The following is an 18763-nucleotide window of genomic DNA, read 5'->3' on the forward strand; positions in this document are numbered from 1 at the left end:
GAGCACGTCCAGATCAGCCGCGCGTGCGGCGGGGCGCGGGTGGGTGCCCGGCGTCTGGGTGTCACCTCCTCCGTCCCGTCACGTCCGGGTGGCCGCGTCGAAGCCGGCTGCGTCCGGGCTGTCAGCTTCGGGTGGCGGCGGTGGGGGTGGTCGGCTCTGGGGCGGCGTGCAGGCCAGTCGCGTGGTCGCGTCCGGGGCGGCCCGTCCGAGCTGTCACGTGTGGCCGTGTGCAGGCCGGCCGCGTCCGGGTCGGCGGCGTCTCAGGTGGCTTCGTCCAGGCTGTCAGGGGCCGGCGACGGCGTTCGGGTGGTCGCCTCTGGCTCGGCGTGTCCAGGTCAGCCGCCTGTGGTGGTTGGCGTCCGGGCTGTCATGTCCAGGTGGCCGGATCGGGCTCAGCCGCGTCCGGGGCCTCGTGCTCGGTGTCTGGGCGGCACCTCCCGGTGGCCGTGTTCTAAGCCGTTGCCTGCCGGGGCCCCGGACCACCGGTGGTGGCACCTGCGCATTACGCCGAGCGCAGTGTTTCCAACGCCCGGCGGGCCACCTCGCGGCCGATCGGGAGGGACGCCGTAGCTGCCGGGGAGGGTGCGTTCAGGACGTGCACCGCGCGGGCTCCCTCTCGGATCAGGAAGTCGTCCACCAGCGTCCCGTCCCGCAGGACCGCCTGCGCCCGCACTCCGGCCGCCGAAGGCACCAGGTCGTCCGGCGTGACAGCGGGCAGCAGTCGCCGCACCGCCGTGGTGAACGCCCTCCGCGACACCGACCGCCGCAGCTCCCCCGTGCCGTAGCGCCAGTGCCGCCGGGCTATCTGCCAGGACCCCGGCCACGCCAGCGTCGCGCCGAGCTCCCGGGGCCGTACGGTCCCCCAGTCGTACCCCTCCCGGGCCAACGCCGGCACCGCGTTGGGCCCGATGTGCACCCCTCCGTCGATCCCGCGCGTGAGATGCACCCCGAGGAACGGAAACGCCGGATCCGGCACCGGATACACCAGCCCCCGCACCAGCTCGGGCCGCGCCAGCGAGTAGTACTCCCCCCGGAACGGCACGATCCGCATCCCCGGCTCGTCCCCGGTCAGCCGCGCGATCTCGTCACAGTGCAGCCCGGCGCAGTTCACCAGCACCCGCGCCCGTACGACGTCCCCCGCAACCGTCTGTACGGCGACCCCGAGCTCCGGGCGCCGGTCGATCCGCCGCACCTCGGCGCCGTACCGGATCTCCGCGCCCGACGACTCGGCCAGCTGCCGCGCGACGCCGACGAAGTCGCACACCCCGGTCGTCCCGACGTGTATCGCGGCGAGCCCCACCACCTCGGGTTCGTACTCCGCGATCTGGGCGCCGCCCAGTTCCCGCACCGGAATGCCGTTCTCCCGGCCGCGCTGCACCAGCCCGTGCAGCCGGGGCAGCTCACTGCGCTCGGTCGCGACGATCAGCTTGCCGGTGACGGCGTGAGCGATGCCGTACTCCGCGCAGAACTTGACCATCTCGGCGGCGCCCCGCACCGCGTACCGCGCCTTGAGCGAGCCCGGCCGGTAGTAGATCCCGCTGTGGATCACCCCGCTGTTGCGCCCGGTCTGATGCCGAGCGGGCCCCGCCTCCTTCTCCAGCACGACGACCCGAGTGCCGGGCGCACCACGCGTGATCGCATACGCCGTGGACAATCCGACAATGCCCCCACCGATCACGAGCACGTCACAGTCGTAAGCGATCCCGGACAGCACCTGCACCACCTCCCACCCCCGATAGTGCACTGCACCACTGACAGTCACTTCAAACGCGGGGGGCGGTGCCGCCGTCCGGGGCTCAAGCCGGCGCCATCAGCAGCGGCCGGGCCCGCTCCCTGAGCTCCACCACCCGGGGCTCGTCCCCGTACGGCTCCAGCCGGTGCAGAAGGTCCTTCACGTACTCCGTGGTACGGGCCGAGGAGATGCGCCCCGCGACCTCCACCGCCCGCACGCCCTGCTCGCACGCCGCGTCCAGATTGCCCGACTCGAGCTCGGCGACCGCGGAGACGACGAGCCGCAGCCCGTGCGAGCGTACGAACTCCTCCGTCGGCTTCGACAGCGCCTGCTCCGTGAAGCGGCGGACCTGACGCGGTGCCTTCAGGTCGCGGTAGCACTCGGCCGCGTCGGCGGCGAAGCGGTCGTACGAGTAGAAGCCGAGCCACGACGGATCGTTGTCCCCGTCCCGGGACCGCTCCAGCCACCCCTCAGCCGCCTTCAGCGCCGCTCCGGCCGCGGCGGCGTCACCCGCACGCGCGTGTGCCCGCGCCTCGACGAGCCGGAAGAAGCTCATGGTGCGGGCGGTCGCCAGCCCCCGGTTGCGCTCCAGCGCGGCCTGCGCGAGATCGACTCCCTCGTCGCCGAAGCCCCGGTAGGTCGCCTGCAACGACATCGACGCCAGCACATAGCCGCCGAGGGGGACGTCGGCGGCCGCGCGTGCCAGCCGCAGTGCCTGGATGTAATACCGCTGTGCCGCCTCCTGCTGGCCCGTGTCGAAGGCCATCCAGCCCGCGAGCCGGGTGAGTTCGGCGGAAGCGCCGAACAGGGCGCGGCCCACCTCGTCGGAGTACGCGCCGAGCAGCAGCGGTGCCGCCTCCACGCGTAAGCACTCCGGCACCATGGACGAACGCCAGTCGCCGCCTCCGTACTTGGAGTCCCAGCGCCTGGCGTCCTCGGCGGCCTCCCGCAGCTTCTGCACATCGCTGTGGCCGACTTTGAGCGGTGCGCCGGAGCCCTCGGAGGGGTTCACCTCGCGCGCGACCGAGCTGTCGGCCGGGGTTATCAGCCATCGTGACGCGGGCGTTGCGTATGCGCTCACCGCGAAGGAACCGGCGAGGGACTGCCAGATGCCGCCCGCACCGGACCGGCGCCCTGCGAGGTCCAGGCGGTAGAGCTCCGTGGCCGACCTGACGGCCTGTCCGACGTCCCTGGGGAAGGCGAGGCCCACCTCCGGCGCGGGATCCGCGTCCGCCAGGCCGATCTCGTGGAGCGGCACCGGTCGGCCGAGCTTCTGGCCGATGGCGGCCGCGATGAGGTGCGGCGCCGCACCCTGCGGAACCATCCCCTTCGACACCCAGCGCGCCACCGACGTCTTGTCGTAGCGAAGTGTCAACCCGCGTTGAGCGCCAAGATCGTTGACGCGACGCGCGAGTCCTGCGTTGCTGATTCCCGCGAGGGCGAGAACGGCGCCGAGTTTTTCGTTCGGCCCGCGTTGCTCCCTGGACATGCGCCACCCCTCGACACAGACGGCTGCCGCGCTGGCATAACCACGCGGCATTCGTAAACCCAGCGTAGTTCGCCGCATCCCAAGCGTTAAGGGGCATTGTTCCGGATGGCGGGATTGTGGTCCGTACTGAAGTGCGGGTCCGATACGCGCAGTTGCGTCGTGCTCCTGTTGTGTGGCCGTGCGCCCGTGCGTGCGCTCTTCTCCGGCCACCGGGGGAGCGCTTCCATGGATGATGCGTGGGTCGGCCCGCTGTACTGGATCCAGTGGGCTGGGGGACACCGCCGCCTACATCCCCGCGGGCGGCGGACCGGCCCGGGGGGCGAAGTGGCGTCTCCCGGGCTGCGCGCCTGTCGTGCGGCGCGCGGGTGTGTACGGAGCGTGGGCAAGCCTGCGTCGGTGCCGCCGATTTGGCCGAAAATCGACCCCGTTCCTGCGGGCTGTCAGCCCTCCTACCATGGCAGTTGAGGGCGCGTTAGGCGTTTTCGGGGAGCGTATCGGGGGCGCATTCGCGTCGCACCCCCCTTGCCCCGTGCGGGTGTTCGCAGGCGTACGCGGGCGTTGTCAGGGGCGCGTTCCCCGCATCCCAAGCGGCTCCACCGGCCCTCCGGCACGCTTCCTTCATGGCAGCATGGTGACCGGTTCGAACGGTGCACTGGTTGTCCACAGCCTGTGGAGGCGTCGATGCGGTGGTTGGTGGGATGGAGCAGCACCGCCGCGGGCGTGTCCCAGATCGGTGCGGCGGGGGCGACCGGAAGCGACGGCGAGACCGTGCACCCGGTGGGTTCCCACCTGCTGTGGGGTGACCCGGATCCGCTGTGGGCGGTCGGCGACTGGCGCCCCGACGAGGTGCGCGTGCTCACGGTCGACCCGCAGACCCGGATCGCGGTCCTCGGCACCTGCGGAGCCTCCGACGAGCAGCTGCGGGTCGGACTGCTCGCCGCGCGCGGAGGGGCACTTCGGCATCTGACGGCCTGGTCGGGGGCGTACACGGCGGTGGTCCAGGTGGGCCGCCGGATCACCGTGGGCGGCGACCTGGCGGGCGCCCGGCCGGTGTTCCACACGCCCTGGGCCGGCGGTACGGCCTACGCGACCGCGGCCCTGCCCCTCGCCGACCTCATCGAGGCCAACCTCGACTTCGGGCACCTGGCCGCGCTGCTCGCCGCCCCCGACGTACCGGCCGCGCTCCACGACTCCACGCCCTACGAGGGCGTACGGCGTATTCCGCCGGGGCACGCGCTGATCCTGCGCAACGGCGCCCGCGAGATCGCCGGCTACGAGCCGGTCGCCTCCCTTGCGGTCGCCGCGCCCACCGCCGACGCGGACAGCGCGGTCGACGCGGTGCGGGACGCGCTCGTCGAGGCCGTGCGGGCCCGGCTGTCCGCGCCCCGGCACGTGCCCGACATCGACCCCGGCCCGGTGCCCGGCATGGGGCCCGCCGAACGGCGTGCCGCGCGCGGGATGCCCGTACCGGGGATCGGGGCCGACCTGTCCGGGGGGCCCGCGTCGGGCACGCTCGCCCTGCTGGCCGCCGGGCTTCCGGGCATGCCGGGGACCGTCCTCGGACACGGCACCGGGGCCGGCGAGCGGCTGCTCGCGGTCACCTTCAACGACCTCGCCGTGGGCGGGCGGGAGGCCGAGCTGGAACGGGCGGGGACGCTCGCGGCGAACCCCCGGCTGCACCACGTGGTGGTGACCGGCGGCGAGGAGACGCTTCCGTACGCCGAGCTGGACGGGCCCCTGACCGACGAGCCCGGGCCGTGCCTGGTGACGGCCGCGCGGCACCGTGCCCGGCTGGCCGCGGGCAGCGCCGACCACTTCACGGGGTACGGGGCCCGGCAGGTGCTCGACGCGCACCCGGCGCGCCTCGCGGACCTGCTGATGGACCGCAAGCGGCGCCATCTGGTCCGGCCGGTGGCCGCCCTGACCAAGGCGGACGGTTCGGTGCTCGTCCCCGCGCGCGTGTACGGCGCCGCGCGGCGACTGGCCCGTACGCCGTACCGGGTCGGTCTGGAGATGCTGGCCGACCGGCTCATGCACCAGCGTTTCGACGAGCCCGGGGGTGCGGTGGGGGCCTCTCTCGCCGCGCTCACCTGGGCCAGACCGGGTCCTGCGGCACGGTGGCTGACCGGTGAGGCGCTCGCTGAAGTATCGGTTCGCCTGCAGGGTGCCACGCACCGCTCCGGGGTGGGTCCGGGGCAGCATCCCGGCGACTTCCGCGCGCGTGCGGCGCTCGCGCGTCACGCGTCCGATCTGCGCGTCCTGGAGCAGGCGGTGGAGATCCGCTCCCAGCGGCTGCACGCGCCGTTCCTGGACAACCAGGTGGTACGTGCCTGCCGTGCCCTCCCCGAGGCGCTGCGGGTCCGGCCCGGGGCCCGTGCGGAGATCCTCCGTACGGTCCTGGAGGGCGCCGGTGTCTCCGACCTCCCGCCCGGCTGGGGTGCCCCGTCCCACGCCTCCTCGGCCGCGGCGACCCGTACAGGGCTGCGGGTGGCGGCGGACTCCTTGATGTCCCTGTTCGGCACGCCGCTGCTGGCGCAGGCGGGGCTGGTGGAGGCCCGGGTGGTCCGCAAGGCCCTGCGGGCGGCGGCGGAGGGCGAGCCGCTGCCGTTGGACGGGCTGGCGGACCTGGTCTCCCTGGAGCTGTGGCTGGGCCGGCTGCTGGCCCGCCGGGGGACGTGCTGGACGGGAACCCCGGCACGCGCGCGTGCGGTACCGGCGGGGATTCGGCCGCAGCGGGGGGCGTTGGGGGCGGGTGCCTCCGGCGGTTGAGCGGTGTTTGTCCGCGGGTTCGGTGGGGGCGGGCGTTGTGCGCAGTTCCCCGCGCCCCTGATGCCTGCGGCGCAGCTGCGGCTCCGGTGGGGGCGGGTGTAGCGCGTGCGGTGTGTCGTGGGTCGGTGCCGGGGTGGGGGTGCCCGTCCTCGGTGCGGCGGATGCCGTGTCTTGAGTGGTGGCGGTAGCGGACACCCCCCACCCCGTCCCCTTCCCGCCGTACGCGGCGAACGGCCGGATCGTGGCGCGCGGTCCGTCGTAGTGCGGGAGATGGCGAACGGTCCGTCCTGGCGCAGGTGACTGCAACCCCCTAGGGGCGCGGGGAACTGCGCGACCAGCCCCCACGGGCCCGCAGCCGCCCGAAATCCTGACCGCCCCCCTAGGCTCGCCCCGCCCAAGCCCAGCGCAGCGGCACCGCGGGGAACTGCGCGACCAGCCCCCACCGGCCGGTAGCCGCCCGAGAACCTGACCCGGCACCCCGATAGGCGCCCGGTTCAAAAAGGCACAGCCATCCCCCTGAACCCGGTGACAATGAACCGGTGCAGTACAGGATTCTGGGGGTCACCCAGGCAACGGACGACGACGGCACCGTCATACCCCTCGGTGGCCGGCGTCTTCGTGCCCTGCTCGCCGCCCTCGCCCTGCGCCCCGGCCGTGCCGCGAGCGTCGAGACGCTGATCGACGAGGTGTGGGGGGAGGAGCCGCCGCAGGACGCCCCGGCCGCGCTCCAGGCTCTCGTCGGACGGCTGCGTCGTACCGTCGGCAGGGACGCGATCGTGTCCGGCCCCGGCGGGTACCGGCTGGCCGCCGGCGAGGACGACGTGGACCTGTATGTCTTCGAACAGCTCGTACAGCGAGGAACCGCGGCCCTGGCACGCGGCGACGCGCTCACGGCCGGCCGGGAACTCACCGCGGCCCTGGCCCTGTGGCGCGGTGACGCCCTCGCCGACCTCCCCGACCGCACCGCCGCGATCCGCCCCGAGGCCCTGCGTACGGAGGCCACCCGGGCCCGCATCGAGGCGGATCTGCTGCTCGGCCGGGCCCAGGACGTCGTACCGGAGCTGAAGGAGCTGACCGGAGCGCATCCGTACGACGAACCACTGCACGTTCTGCTCATCCGCGCCCTGCGCGACAGCGGCCGGGGCGCCGATGCCCTCGCCGCCTACGAGCGCGCCCGCCGGGCTCTCGCCGACGGCCTCGGCACCGATCCGGGCCCGGGACTGCGGGGCCTGCACGGCGAGCTGCTCACGGCCCCGGTCAGCCACGCCCGCGTCGAGCGCAGCGGCAACATCCGTCCGCGTCTTACCTCGTTCGTGGGCCGGGAACCCGAGCTCGACGCCATCCGTTCCGAATTGCACAGGGCTCGCCTCGTCACCCTCACCGGACCGGGCGGATCCGGAAAGACCCGTCTCGCCGAGGAAGCCGCCGCCGGGCTCCCGCAGGCGTGGCTCGTCGAGCTCGCCCCGCTCGACCGGCCGGAGGCGGTGCCCGGCGCTGTGGTCAGCGCGCTCGGTCTGCGCGAGACCGTGCTCATGACCACCGAGCTGACGGCCCCGCAGGACGACCCGCTCGCCCTGCTCGTCGAGTACTGCGCCCCGCGCAGCCAACTCCTGATCCTTGACAACTGCGAACATGTCATCGAGGCGGCGGCCCACCTCGCGGAGACCCTCCTCACCCGCTGCCCGGGGCTCACCGTTCTCGCCACCAGCCGTGAACCCCTGGGTGTGCCGGGCGAGTCCGTGCGCCCGGTCGAGCCCCTCCTGCCCGACCAGGCCCACCGTCTCTTCGCCGAGCGCGCCGCCGCCGTCCGCCCCGACACGGACGCCGTGCTCGCCGACAAGGAGGCCGTCGCCGAGATCTGCCGGCGTCTCGACGGGCTGCCCCTCGGTATCGAGCTCGCCGCCGCCCGGCTGCGGTTGCTGACCCCTCGTCAGATAGCCGACCGGCTCGACGACCGCTTCCGGCTGCTCACTTCCGGAAGCCGTACCGTCCTGCCCCGCCAGCAGACCCTGCGTGCCGTCGTCGACTGGTCCTGGGACCTGCTCGACGAGCCGGAGCGAACCCTGCTGCGCGAGGTGTCGGTGTTCGCGGGCGGCTGGGAGCTGGAGGCAGCGGAGGCGGTGTGCACCGGGCCGGCCGCCGAACTCCTCGGCGCGCTCGTGGACAAGTCCCTGATCGTGGCCACCCCGAGCGAGCGCGACGGCTCGGACGGCATGCGCTACCGCATGCTGGAGACCATCCACGAGTACGCCGTGGAGCGCGCCGCCGAGTGCCCCGAGCTGCGCGCCGCCGCCGAGCTCCGGCACCGCGCATGGGTGCGCGCCCTCGTCGAGGAGGCCGAACCACAGCTGCGTTCGGCCGGGCAACTTCCGTGGATCTCCCGCCTGGAGACCGAGTTGGACAACATCCGCGCGGCCTTCGACCGCACACTGAGCGCGGGCGACGAGACGCAGGCCGCTGCCCTGACCCTCGGCATGGGCTGGTTCTGGTGGCTGCGCAACTACCGCCGCGAGGGCGTGACCTGGGCGGAAGGCGTCCTGCGCCTCGGGACGGCCCTGGACCGGGGGGCCGCCCTGAAGGACCCGCACCCGACAACGTCCGACCGCGAGGCCGAGGACCCGGTCGACGCCTATCTCGCCACCGCGGACACCGAGACGCACCACCCGGCACACCGCCTGCGCATGAACCTGCGCATGCTTCATCTCTTCCTCAAGTCCGAGACAGAGCCCATGGACGGCGACCTGGACCCCCGCCTCCACCGCTATGTGGAACTCGTCCAGAACCACTTCGCTCAGGGCGGCCCCGACGCCGCCCGCGTCCCCGGCATCGTCTGGCCCATGATCGGTCTCATGCTGAAGGACCCGGTGGACATCCGCCCCCTGATGGCCACCTCCGTCGCCCACTGCCGGACCCACGGCGACGACTGGGCCGTCGCCGTCGCCCTGATGTTCCGCACCCACCTGGTGGTCGACTCCCCGGGTGGCATGGCCGGTGTGGACGACGACCTGGCGGAACTCCGGGTACTGAGCCGCGGCGTGGGCGACCGCTGGCTTCGCGCCCAGGTCTGCAGTGCGGCCGGCGAGGCGGCCATGGCCCGCGGTCGCCCGGCCGAGGCCAAGGAGGAGTACGAGGAGTCACTGCGCCTCGCCCACGAGGTGGGGGCCTACGCCGAGACGCCGTTCCTCCTCGCCCGGCTCGCCGAGGTCGCCTACCGCATGGGCGACCGCGCCACGGCGCTGACCACCCTCGACGAGGCGAGCGCCGCCGGCGACCTGTACGGCGTCCCGGAGACCCGGGCGTTCGTCAGGATGATGCGGGCTCACATCGCCCTGGAGGACAAGGACACCGCCCGCGCGCGTGAGTTGGTCGACGCGGTGCGCGAGCAGGTCGGCCAGTCACCCTCGCCGCCCCAGTTCGCGGTAATGGTGAAGTCGATCGCCGCGAGGGTGACGGCCGCCGAGTCGGGCCCGGACCATGGCCTGCCCCTGGTGGCGGACACCGTCCGGGAGGCGATCGAGAAGCGGTGTTCCGACATGGTCGTGGCGACACTCGTGGACGGCGCGGCGGCCCTGCTCTGCGACCTCGGCGACCTCTCGCGCGCGGTCCGGCTGATCGCCGCCGCCGAGCGGTGGCGCGGCGGCTACCCGCGCCCCCACCCCGAGTGCGTGGAGGTCGAGCGCGCCCAGGCCGACGCCCGTACCGGCCTCGGCCCCGTGCGCTACGCGGCGGAACACGCCCGGGGCACGGCTCTCACCCCGGACGAGGCCCTCGCCGAGCTCGACGAGGTGGCGCGGGCGCGGCGCCTCATGAACACCTGAACTTCGACTCCGCCCAGTCCGCGAGCATCAGGTCGTCGAAGGGGCTGTGCGGCTCGACCACCAGTCGTACGGTCCTGTGCCCGGCGAGGTTCACATGGACGGGCACGGCCGGGTCACCGCCCTCGACCGGCCCGGACCTCCACAGCCGGACCCCGTTGGCGTACACGGAGAAGGAGACCTTGCCGAGGCCCAGCGTCATGTCGTCGACGCCGGCCATCGCGTCGTAGGAGGAGCAGGCGCGGTTGAGGTCGATCGTGACGGAGGAGCGGCCGTGCACGGTCACGCCCTGGGCGTACGTCCGGTCGGCGATCGAGACGCCGTAGCGCTGCCACACCCAGCTGCTCTCGCCGATCCGCATCTCGGGCTCGCTGCCGTCGCCCGAGACGTCGTAGGCCAGCTCGCTCCACTGGTAGACGGCTGGCGGGGCCGGGGCCGGGGGAGTCTGCGGCGGTGTGGGGGTGGGAGTGGGGGTGGGCTTCGGGGGCGGTGTCGGTTTCGGGGTGGGGGTCGGCGTAGGAGCCGGGGTGCCCTTCGCGGGCGGTGTGGGCGTGGCGGTCGCTGTGGGTGTCGAGGTCGGTGGCGGTGTCGGCGACGCTGCGACCGCCGCGACCGGGACCACCGGGGGGTCCGGCCTGTTCGGGGAAGGCCTGGGCGAGGGGTCGGCCGGTTCGACCACCGGTGCCGATGCCGGCGGCTTGGCGTCCGGCTTCCTGGCCGGGCTGTCGTCGCCGATCAGCGCGAGCGCCACCGCGGCGGCGGCCACGGCGACCACACCGGCCGCGATGCCGGACTTCACCGGTGCGCCGAGCCCCTCCGAGGCCGCGGTGCCGCCTGCGCCCGCCCCGCCCGAGGAGCCCCCGCTCGCCGCGGCGGCCGCTCCCGCGACACCGGCCGCTCCGGCCCCGGCGCCGCCCGCGATGAGCCCCGCGGCCTTGGCGTATCCCGCGGCCCCGAACCAGCCGATGACCGCGATCGGTACGACGGCGGGGATGCCACCGGCGACTTCCTTGATCTGGCCCGCGGCCAGCCGGCACTTGGCGCACTCCTCCAGGTGCTTGCGCAGACCCCGTTCGGCACGGGTGCGCAGCCCGCCGCGGGCGTAGGCGCCGAGCCGGTCGGCGTAGCGGGCGCACTCCTCGTCGCCGGCGAGGCTCGCGCTGACGTGGGCCTGGAGGTAGGCCTGCTTCAGGCCCTCGCGGGCCCGGCTGGCCAGCACGCGCGTGCCGTTGGCGTCGAGCCCGAAGAGGGTGGCGACCTCGCTCGGCGACTCGTCCTCGACCTCGGTGTGCCACAGCACGGCCTGCCAGCGCTCGGGCAGCGACCGAAAGGCGTGCATGGCCATGGACTGCTCGGCCACGCGCATCGCGTGTACGTCGGCGCCGAGGTCCACGGTGTCGTCGTCGGAGACCTTTGAGGTGCGCGCGGCCTGGGCGGCGAACACCGCGAAGTCGTCGACGAGCTGTTCCCGCTTCGCCGACTTCGTCCAGTCGGCGGCGACGCGGCGGACGCTGGTGAGCAGATAGGCGCGTACGGCGTGCTCGGGACCGTGGCCGCGGCGTACGGCCTGGAGGACGCGGGCGAAGACCTCGGCCGTGAGGTCGTCCGCGGTGTGGCCGTCGCGGCAGCAGGTGCGGGCGTAGCGGCGCACCGCGTCCGCGTGGCGCCGGTAGAGCGCCTCGTAGGCCGTGTCGTCGCCGGCGCGCAGCCGCTCGATGAGGCCGGCGTCGGACGGTGGCATCTGCGGGGGCGGCGGCAGGGCACCGCCGTGCTCGCGCCGGTCGCGCTGCGCGGGGACGGTGCCCTCGACGGGTTCGCCGCCCTGGGCCGGGATGCCGCCCTGCGGGATGCCCGCGCGGCCGCCCTGGCCCGGCACCTGCGGGGTGCCTCCGGCTTCCCCGTCGCCCTCACCGAGGGGTTCGTTCCGCCCGTCAACGCTCATCGCGGAATGCCCCTGCCGCCGGCCCAACCAGTCCCAACACCGGGTCAGAGTGCCATATTGGCTTTTGGTCAGTGCCCTGCGTGCGGCGCATCCACTCATCCGTGGGGACTTCCCGCACGGCAGTACTGAGCATCACCGATATGGGGAAGACTCAACTGTCGCCGCCGGTGCGGGAGTTGGTTCACGCACTCGGAAAACGCCGGAACGGTACGGGGTGCGGACGGCAGCCGACCGCACCCCGCTGTCACCCGTTCGAGTTACACCGGTCGGGACCGCAGCCCCTCCAGCAGGATGTCCAGCAACCGCGCCGAGGCTGCCGCCTGCTGCGCCGCGTCCGGCAGCGAGGGCGCCGCGGTAGCGATCACCAGCAGGACGTCCGACACCGACACGTCGGTGCGCAGCGCACCGGCCGCCCGCGCCCGGTCCACGAGCTGGCCCACGACCTCCAGCAGCGCCGCCGCCCCGGCATCGTCGTCGGCGGCGATCAGCGGGGCCTCCTCCGAGACCAGCCGCAGCTCGCCGGAGCCCGGCGTCGTCCGCTGCTGCGGCACCCGCGTCCCGTCGTAGCCGTCGGACACCTCGTCGGCGACCCCGACGCGCAGCACCTGCGGCGGCAGCAGCCGCCCGGCACCGGACGCGACCGACGTGCGCAGGAAGCGCGACAGCGCCGACCACGGCTCGTCCTCCTGACCGAGCGCCGCCCGTGCCTGGTCGGTCAGCCGGGAGGTCTCCTCCTCGGCTATCCGCCGGACCAGGACGTCCTTGCTCGGGAAGCGCCGGTACACCGTGCCGACACCAACCCGGGCGCGCCGCGCCACGTCCTCCATCGGCGCGCCGTAACCCAGCTCGCCGAAGACCTCGCGCGCCGCGCGCAGTACGTGTTCCAGGTTGCGCTGTGCGTCCACGCGCAGCGGGGCCGAACGCGATCCATCCCGTCCGTTGCCCGCCGCGCTCATCGCCGAACCCATCGCGCCGCCCATCGCCCCGCCACCGGGTGCGATGGCGGACGCGGTGGACCAATGAGAGTCCTGAATGTGCATAAATAATCCCCCGGTAATGACGTCTCCCCCCGGAGACTCTCCCCGTCATCGAAAGCCGGAGCGTGTGGAACAAGCCCGTTTCGCGGGTCCGCCCGTCGCGGACCCGGAGCGCATCCCCCTACACCCCGTCGACACACGAACATAGTTGAGTGGGGGTCAATTCAGAAGGGGCAGGTTCCGCACGGAGCGCCCCCCGATCGGAGTACGGGTGCCAAACGCCCCGATTGCACCCCCTCCGCCCGCCCGGCGCACACCCATTGACCTGCGAATACTCCACGCTCTCCGGCGATGGGGCCAGCCCGGCGCACCGACGACTTCCGGTCACACAAATTGTCGAGGCTGTGGACAAACTCAAGCGGCGGGTGCGTCATGGGATGGTGAAGGAACGTGCGCGCATTCTGGTTGTCGGCGGTGGCTACGTCGGGATGTACACGGCTCTGCGTCTGCAGCGCAAGCTGAAACGGGAACTCGACCGGGGCGAAGTCGAGATCACCATCGTCGCCCCCGACCCGTACATGACCTATCAGCCGTTCCTGCCCGAAGCGGCCGCCGGAAACATCTCCCCACGCCACGTCGTCGTACCGCTGCGCCGCGTCCTCGACCGCTGCCGCGTCCTCGTCGGCGAGGCCACCGCGATCGACCACGCCAAACGCACGGCCTTCGTCACCACCCTCGCCACCGAGGAGGAGCACACGGGCGGCGAGCAGCTGACGTACGACGAACTCGTCCTCGCCCCGGGTTCGATCGCGCGCACGCTGCCGATCCCCGGACTCGCCGACCACGGCATCGGGTTCAAGACGGTCGAGGAGGCCATCGGCCTGCGCAACCACGTCATCGAACAGATGGACATCGCCTCCTCCACCCGCGACCCCGCGATCCGCGACGCGGCCCTCACCTTCGTCTTCGTCGGCGGCGGCTACGCGGGCGTGGAGGCGCTCGGCGAGCTGGAGGACATGGCCCGCTACACCGCGCGGTACTACCACAACGTCCTCCCCGAGGACATGAAGTGGATCCTCGTCGAGGCCTCCGACCGCATCCTTCCCGAGGTCGGCGAGGACATGGGCCGCTACACGGTCAGCCAACTGCGCCGCCGCAACATCGACGTACGGCTGAACACCCGCCTGGAGTCCTGCGTGGACCGCGTCGCCGTCCTCAGCGACGGCAATCGCTTTCCCACGCGTACGGTCGTGTGGACCGCCGGCGTGAAACCCAGCCCGCTCCTCGCCGCCACCGACCTCGCGCTCAACGAGCGAGGTCGGCTGAAATGCACCCCCCAGCTCACGGTGGAGGGCACCACGCACGCGTGGGCGGCCGGAGACGCGGCCGCCGTCCCCGACGTCACCGCCGAGGAGCCGGGCAAGGAAACGGCCCCCAACGCCCAGCACGCCGTACGCCAGGCGAAGGTCCTCGGCGACAACATCGCGCACGCGCTGCGGGGCGAGCCCCTGGAGACGTACTCCCACAAGTACGTCGGCTCGGTGGCCTCCCTGGGCCTCCACAAAGGTGTCGCGTACGTCTACGGACGCAAACTGAAGGGCTACCCTGCCTGGTTCATGCACCGCGTCTACCACCTCAGCAGGGTCCCCACCTTCAACCGCAAGGCCCGGGTCCTGGCCGAATGGACCCTGTCGGGACTCTTCAAGAGGGAGATCGTCTCTCTCGGTTCACTCGAACATCCCCGAGCGGAGTTCGAACTCGCGGCCGGTGGAAAGCATCCTCACGACCCGACGAACGACCCGAAGGGGTCGTCCTGACCGGACCGAGGAACTCCATGGACCGCCCCGGCGTCTGACCGATGTCGACCCGGTCGGTCACCCTGCCAGACTGGTGCCCGACTTCGGACGGGCAGCCGCCCGCCCCTCGAACCCAGAGGTTTTCCCACCGTGCTGCACCCTCGGGCTGCCGCCCCCAGCCCCCCGGCCGGGCCCGGCGCCGGCCCGAAGACGCCGAAGACGACGACACGAGGCAAGGATTCGTGAACTTCACGCGCTGGAGCGCCCGCCTCCCCGGAACGCAGCGCCGCGCCGTAGCGCGGACCGACGACCTGGTCACCGATGACCGCCTGAGCGAGGGCGCCGTCCCCGCCGCCCGCGCCGAGCAACTGACCGTGCCGGCCCCCGCCGTCGACGAACTGCCCGTACGCGCAGTCCTCGACCGTGTCCCCGCCCTCGTCGCCCTGGTCCACGGCCCCGACCACCGCCTCGCCTACGTCAACGACGCCTATGTGATCGCCTTCGGCCTGCGCCGCATCGGCGAACCGGCCCGCGAAGCCCTCCCGGAGCTCCACGAGCTCGGCCTCCTTCCCCTCCTCGACCAGGTCCTGCGCAGTGGCAAGCCGCGCACGGTCAAGTCCCGCAAGGCCCCCGACGGCCGCTCCTACACCTTCACCTGCACCCCGGTGACGGAAGGAAACAGCGCCGGCGGTGGCGGTGGTGTGCTCGTTTTCGCGACCGACGTCACCGACCATGCCGAGGCCGCAGAGCGCCTCAGAGCCAGCGAGCGCCGCCAGCGCGAGACCGCCGTCACCCTCCAGCGCAGCCTGCTCCCCCAGGAGCTCGAAGAACCCGACGACCTGCGCGTCGCCGCCACCTACCACCCCGGCGGCACGGAGGCCGCGGTCGGCGGCGACTGGTACGACGTCATCACCCTCGGCGGAGGCCGCACGGCCCTGGTCATCGGCGACGTCATGGGCCGCGGGGTGCGCGCGGCAGCGGTCATGGGCCAACTCCGCACGGCGGTCAGGGCCTACGCCCGCCTGGACCTCCCGCCGCACGAGATCCTCCAGCTCCTGGACGGCCTCGCCATGGAGATCGACGCCAACCAGATCGCCACCTGCGTCTACGCCATCCACGACCCGAACGAGGGCAAGCTGGTCTACGCCTCGGCCGGCCACCTGCCCATCCTGGTCCGCGACGAGAGCGGCGTCGTCCTGCGCGCCGACGAACCCACCGGCCCGCCGCTCGGCACCGGCGGCTGGATGCACGCCTCGGGCTCCATCCCGCTCGGCCCCGGTTCCACGGCCGTCCTGTACACGGACGGCCTGGTCGAACGCCGCAACGAAGACCTCGACGAGGGCATCGCGGCCCTGGAACGCGCCCTGGCCGGCGCCACCGGCACCCCCCAGGTGATCTGCGACCGCCTGGTCCGCTCGGCCGGCGTCACCGCGGAACACGACGACGACGTGGCCGTCATGGTCCTCCAGCACCCGGCCCACACGGGCCCCGACGGCGATCTCTTCCGCAACGCCGCGCTGGAACTGCTGGGCGGCGTCGAGGCGGCTCCACGCGCGCGTGCGTTCGCCTCCGGCGTGCTGACGAGCTGGCGGTTCCCGGTCGAGCTGCACGACCTGGGTGTGCTGGCCGTGAGCGAACTGGTCGCCAACTCGCTCCAGCACGGGATTCCGCCCATGCGGCTACGACTGCGCCGCACCGACCGGCGACTGATCGTCGAGGTCACGGACGGGGACGACCACCTGCCCCGGCGCCGACGCGCGGAACCCGGTGACGAGTCCGGCCGCGGCATCGCCATCGTGGCGACCATCGCGTCGAACTGGGGGTCCCGGCGGACGCCGGGGGGCGGGAAGGCGGTGTGGTGCGAGTTCGTGTTGCCGAAGGGCTAGCGCCGTGCAGGTCAGGCGCTGATGGACTCCGGCCGCTTCCCACCCTGGGCCACCACCCGGCTCCCGCTCAGTGACGGCTGGTTCTGTACGGGGGTCAGCTGCCTGCCCAGTCGAACGGCCAGGTACGTGATGCCCAGCGAGAACAGCAGGAACGTCACGATGTACGGCGTGTGCAGCGAGGCTCCCATCGGGCCGCCGACCGCCGGACCGACGGCCAGGGCGAGCTGTTTCACCAGGGCGAAGGCGGAGTTGTACTGGCCCGCCATCCCCTCCGGCGCCAGATCGGCGACCAGCGGCGCCACCGTCGGCGACAGCATCGCCTCGCCCAGTCCGAACAGGGCGTACGTCGAGACGAAGGCGGCCGTGGCCATCTCCGGGCTGCCGTGTCCGAGCCCGGCGTAGCCGGCGGTGACCCATGCCACGGCCCAGATGAGTCCGACCAGGGCGATCACCCGGGACCGCCGCCGCCGCTCTACGAACCTCAGCACGGCGAACTGCGCGACCACGATCATCGCGGTGTTGGCGGCCAGGGCAGTGCCCAGCGCGGAGGTGGAGATGCCGGCCGCCTCGACGCCGTAGGCGCTCAGGCCCGACTCGAACTGTCCGTAGCAGGCGAAGAACAGCACGAAGCCCAGCACGCACAGCTGCACCATGGCCCGGTTGCCGAGCAACTGCTTCCAGCTGCCCTTGGCGGACCGGGTGGGCGCGGCCTCCATGCGCGGCGCGTGCGGCAGCCGCAGCGTCGCCATCACGACCACCAGCAGCAGGAACATCGCCGCCTCGATCGCGAACAGCACAGTGAAAGACGCTGCGCTCGAGGTGTCGACGAGGTGCCCGCCGATGAGACCTCCGACGCCGAGCCCGAGGTTCTGCAGGAAGAACTGCGTCGCGAAGGCCCGGGACCGCGTCTCCGAGGTGGAGCAGTCCACGATCATCGTCGCCAGCGCGGGCTGCATCACGGCCTGGCCCGCCCCGAGCGCGGCCGCCGACAGCAGCACGGTGGACGCGTGGGCCGCGAGCCCGAGGCTCAGCGATCCGACCGCGGCCGTGACCAGAGCGGTGAGCAGCACCGGCAGCGGGCCCCGTCCGACGATGGCCCGTCCGGCGAACGGCAGCACGATCAACGCCGCCACGGCGAAGACAGCGAGGACCAGCCCCGCTGTCATGGCTCCAAGGCCCCGCACCTGCGCCACGTAGACGTACAGGTAGGGGACGGTGAAACCGAGCCCGAACGCGCTGAGTGCGTTGCCCACGTGGATCCGACGCATCGCTGCGCCCCTCGCCCTGGTCACGTTCACCTCTCTCACTAGTTAGGAGTGAAGACTTCAAAGCTAAAGTTCGAAGTTGAATAGTACATACTGAAGGACTTCGAGGCAAAGCAGCTGCGTGCCATACTTCGGCCATGGCCGAGACTCCCGGCGCCCCCGAGCCGACGCTCGAAGAGCAGATCGCCGCCTACCAGCGCGAGTTCAAGGATCTCGACCCCCAGGTCGAGCAGATCGTCTCGGCGCTCTCCCGGCTGAACCGCCGGATGAACGTCGCCTACGGCCGTCAGACCGCTGCCCTCGGCATCAGCAACGCCGAGTGGGAGGTCCTCAAGGCGCTCGTGCTCTCCGGCTCCCCCTATCAGTTGGGCCCCAGCGACCTCGCCAAGCGCCTCGGCCTCACGCCGGCGGCGATGACCCACCGGATCGACCGCATGCTCGCCGAGGGGCTGGTGACCCGGGAGCGGGACGAGTCCAACCGCGTGCGGGTGATCGTGGAGCTGACCGCCGAGGGCCGCGAGAAGTGGCTGGAGGCGATGCGCCTCGCCACCGTCTTCGAGGAGGACCTGCTCCAGGACCTGTCCGCGGAGGAACGCAACACCCTCGGGGACGTTCTCACCCGGCTCCTGCGTAGGGTGGAGCACGCACAGCCGGACGCCGGCGGGCGACTCAGCGACCTCGACTGAAAAGATCTTGACAGAGGGTGCTTGACAGCCCCTTGGAGGATCCGTAGAGTTCTTCGGGTTGCCGCGGGGCTGTAACGGTTCTGCGGTAGCACCTCCGCCGCGAGAGCGGCCACTCAAACCATCAGAACGATCTCCCAGCCGGGATGAATTCGGTGTACCCGAATTCAATTCGATTTGGGTGCGGCTCCTCGATTTGGGACCGCAGCGAGAGTCCGCTAAGGTTTGAGACGTCGGAACGGCCCAACAGCCGGGAAGACAAGCCCCCTGACTGGGAATCAGGCCCGAAAGGATCTGATAGAGTCGGAACCGCTGGAAAGGGAAACGCGAGAGCGGGAACCTGGAAAGCACCGAGGAAATCGGAACCGGAAACGGTCTGATAGAGTCGGAAACGCAAGACCGAAGGGAA

10 protein-coding genes are annotated in these 18763 nt (G+C 72.4%); 5 read left to right on the forward strand and 5 right to left on the reverse strand.

What is annotated here, in order from left to right:
* Window positions 1-502: 502 nt before the first annotated feature.
* Together lhgO and ACIRP7_RS12625 are read right to left on the reverse strand one after the other, a co-directional pair.
* Window positions 503-1744 (reverse strand): L-2-hydroxyglutarate oxidase, encoded by a 1242-nt coding sequence (gene lhgO / locus ACIRP7_RS12620; RefSeq protein ID WP_403657070.1) that lies wholly within the window; start codon window positions 1742-1744, stop codon window positions 503-505.
* Window positions 1745-1796: 52 nt separating this feature from the next.
* A complete protein-coding gene (locus ACIRP7_RS12625) occupies window positions 1797-3221 on the reverse strand; it encodes an MFS transporter (protein ID WP_403657073.1) in 1425 nt (474 codons plus the stop codon).
* A gap of 681 nt (window positions 3222-3902) precedes the next feature.
* On the opposite strand from ACIRP7_RS12625, the gene ACIRP7_RS12630 reads away from it, so the two are divergent.
* Together ACIRP7_RS12630 and ACIRP7_RS12635 are read left to right on the forward strand one after the other, a co-directional pair.
* A complete protein-coding gene (locus ACIRP7_RS12630) occupies window positions 3903-5990 on the forward strand; it encodes an asparagine synthase-related protein (RefSeq protein ID WP_403657077.1) in 2088 nt (695 codons plus the stop codon).
* Between the two features lie 539 nt (window positions 5991-6529).
* Window positions 6530-9808 carry a BTAD domain-containing putative transcriptional regulator gene (locus ACIRP7_RS12635; protein ID WP_403657080.1) on the forward strand — a complete coding sequence of 1093 codons (3279 nt, stop codon included), beginning with the start codon at window positions 6530-6532 and terminating at the stop codon, window positions 9806-9808.
* Here ACIRP7_RS12635 and ACIRP7_RS12640 read toward each other — a convergent pair.
* Window positions 9795-11747, reverse strand: coding sequence for a sigma-70 family RNA polymerase sigma factor (locus ACIRP7_RS12640; protein ID WP_403657083.1), 1953 nt, complete (start codon window positions 11745-11747; stop codon window positions 9795-9797). The genes ACIRP7_RS12635 and ACIRP7_RS12640 overlap by 14 nt on opposite strands.
* 257 nt (window positions 11748-12004) lie before the next feature.
* Window positions 12005-12787, reverse strand: a complete 783-nt coding sequence (locus ACIRP7_RS12645; RefSeq protein ID WP_403657086.1) for a TetR/AcrR family transcriptional regulator — start codon at window positions 12785-12787, stop codon at window positions 12005-12007.
* Between the two features lie 374 nt (window positions 12788-13161).
* Between ACIRP7_RS12645 and ACIRP7_RS12650 the strand changes: the two genes are divergently transcribed.
* Window positions 13162-14541, forward strand: a complete 1380-nt coding sequence (locus ACIRP7_RS12650) for an NAD(P)/FAD-dependent oxidoreductase (RefSeq protein ID WP_403657089.1) — start codon at window positions 13162-13164, stop codon at window positions 14539-14541.
* Between the two features lie 221 nt (window positions 14542-14762).
* Window positions 14763-16406 (forward strand): SpoIIE family protein phosphatase, encoded by a 1644-nt coding sequence (locus tag ACIRP7_RS12655; protein WP_403657092.1) that lies wholly within the window; start codon window positions 14763-14765, stop codon window positions 16404-16406.
* An 11-nt stretch (window positions 16407-16417) separates the two neighbouring features.
* Here the strand turns inward: ACIRP7_RS12655 and ACIRP7_RS12660 are convergent, their stop codons facing one another.
* Window positions 16418-17674 (reverse strand): MFS transporter, encoded by a 1257-nt coding sequence (locus ACIRP7_RS12660; protein WP_403657095.1) that lies wholly within the window; start codon window positions 17672-17674, stop codon window positions 16418-16420.
* A 134-nt stretch (window positions 17675-17808) separates the two neighbouring features.
* Between ACIRP7_RS12660 and ACIRP7_RS12665 the strand changes: the two genes are divergently transcribed.
* Entirely contained in the window at window positions 17809-18357 is a 549-nt protein-coding gene (locus tag ACIRP7_RS12665; RefSeq protein ID WP_403657098.1) for a MarR family winged helix-turn-helix transcriptional regulator, read from the forward strand.
* Window positions 18358-18763: the final 406 nt, after the last annotated feature.

Origin of the sequence: Streptomyces sp. NPDC102270, from assembly GCF_044766405.1 — a bacterium.
In the GTDB taxonomy this organism is placed as follows: domain Bacteria; phylum Actinomycetota; class Actinomycetes; order Streptomycetales; family Streptomycetaceae; genus Streptomyces.

Coding starts and splice junctions, on each gene's coding strand:
- ACIRP7_RS12625 (WP_403657073.1), bottom strand. CDS start 3,221: ATGTCCAGGGAGCAACGCGGGCCGAACGAAAAACTCGGCGCCGTTCTC.
- ACIRP7_RS12630 (WP_403657077.1), top strand. CDS start 3,903: ATGCGGTGGTTGGTGGGATGGAGCAGCACCGCCGCGGGCGTGTCCCAG.
- ACIRP7_RS12640 (WP_403657083.1), bottom strand. CDS start 11,747: ATGAGCGTTGACGGGCGGAACGAACCCCTCGGTGAGGGCGACGGGGAA.
- ACIRP7_RS12645 (WP_403657086.1), bottom strand. CDS start 12,787: ATGCACATTCAGGACTCTCATTGGTCCACCGCGTCCGCCATCGCACCC.
- ACIRP7_RS12650 (WP_403657089.1), top strand. CDS start 13,162: ATGGTGAAGGAACGTGCGCGCATTCTGGTTGTCGGCGGTGGCTACGTC.
- ACIRP7_RS12660 (WP_403657095.1), bottom strand. CDS start 17,674: ATGCGTCGGATCCACGTGGGCAACGCACTCAGCGCGTTCGGGCTCGGT.
- ACIRP7_RS12665 (WP_403657098.1), top strand. CDS start 17,809: ATGGCCGAGACTCCCGGCGCCCCCGAGCCGACGCTCGAAGAGCAGATC.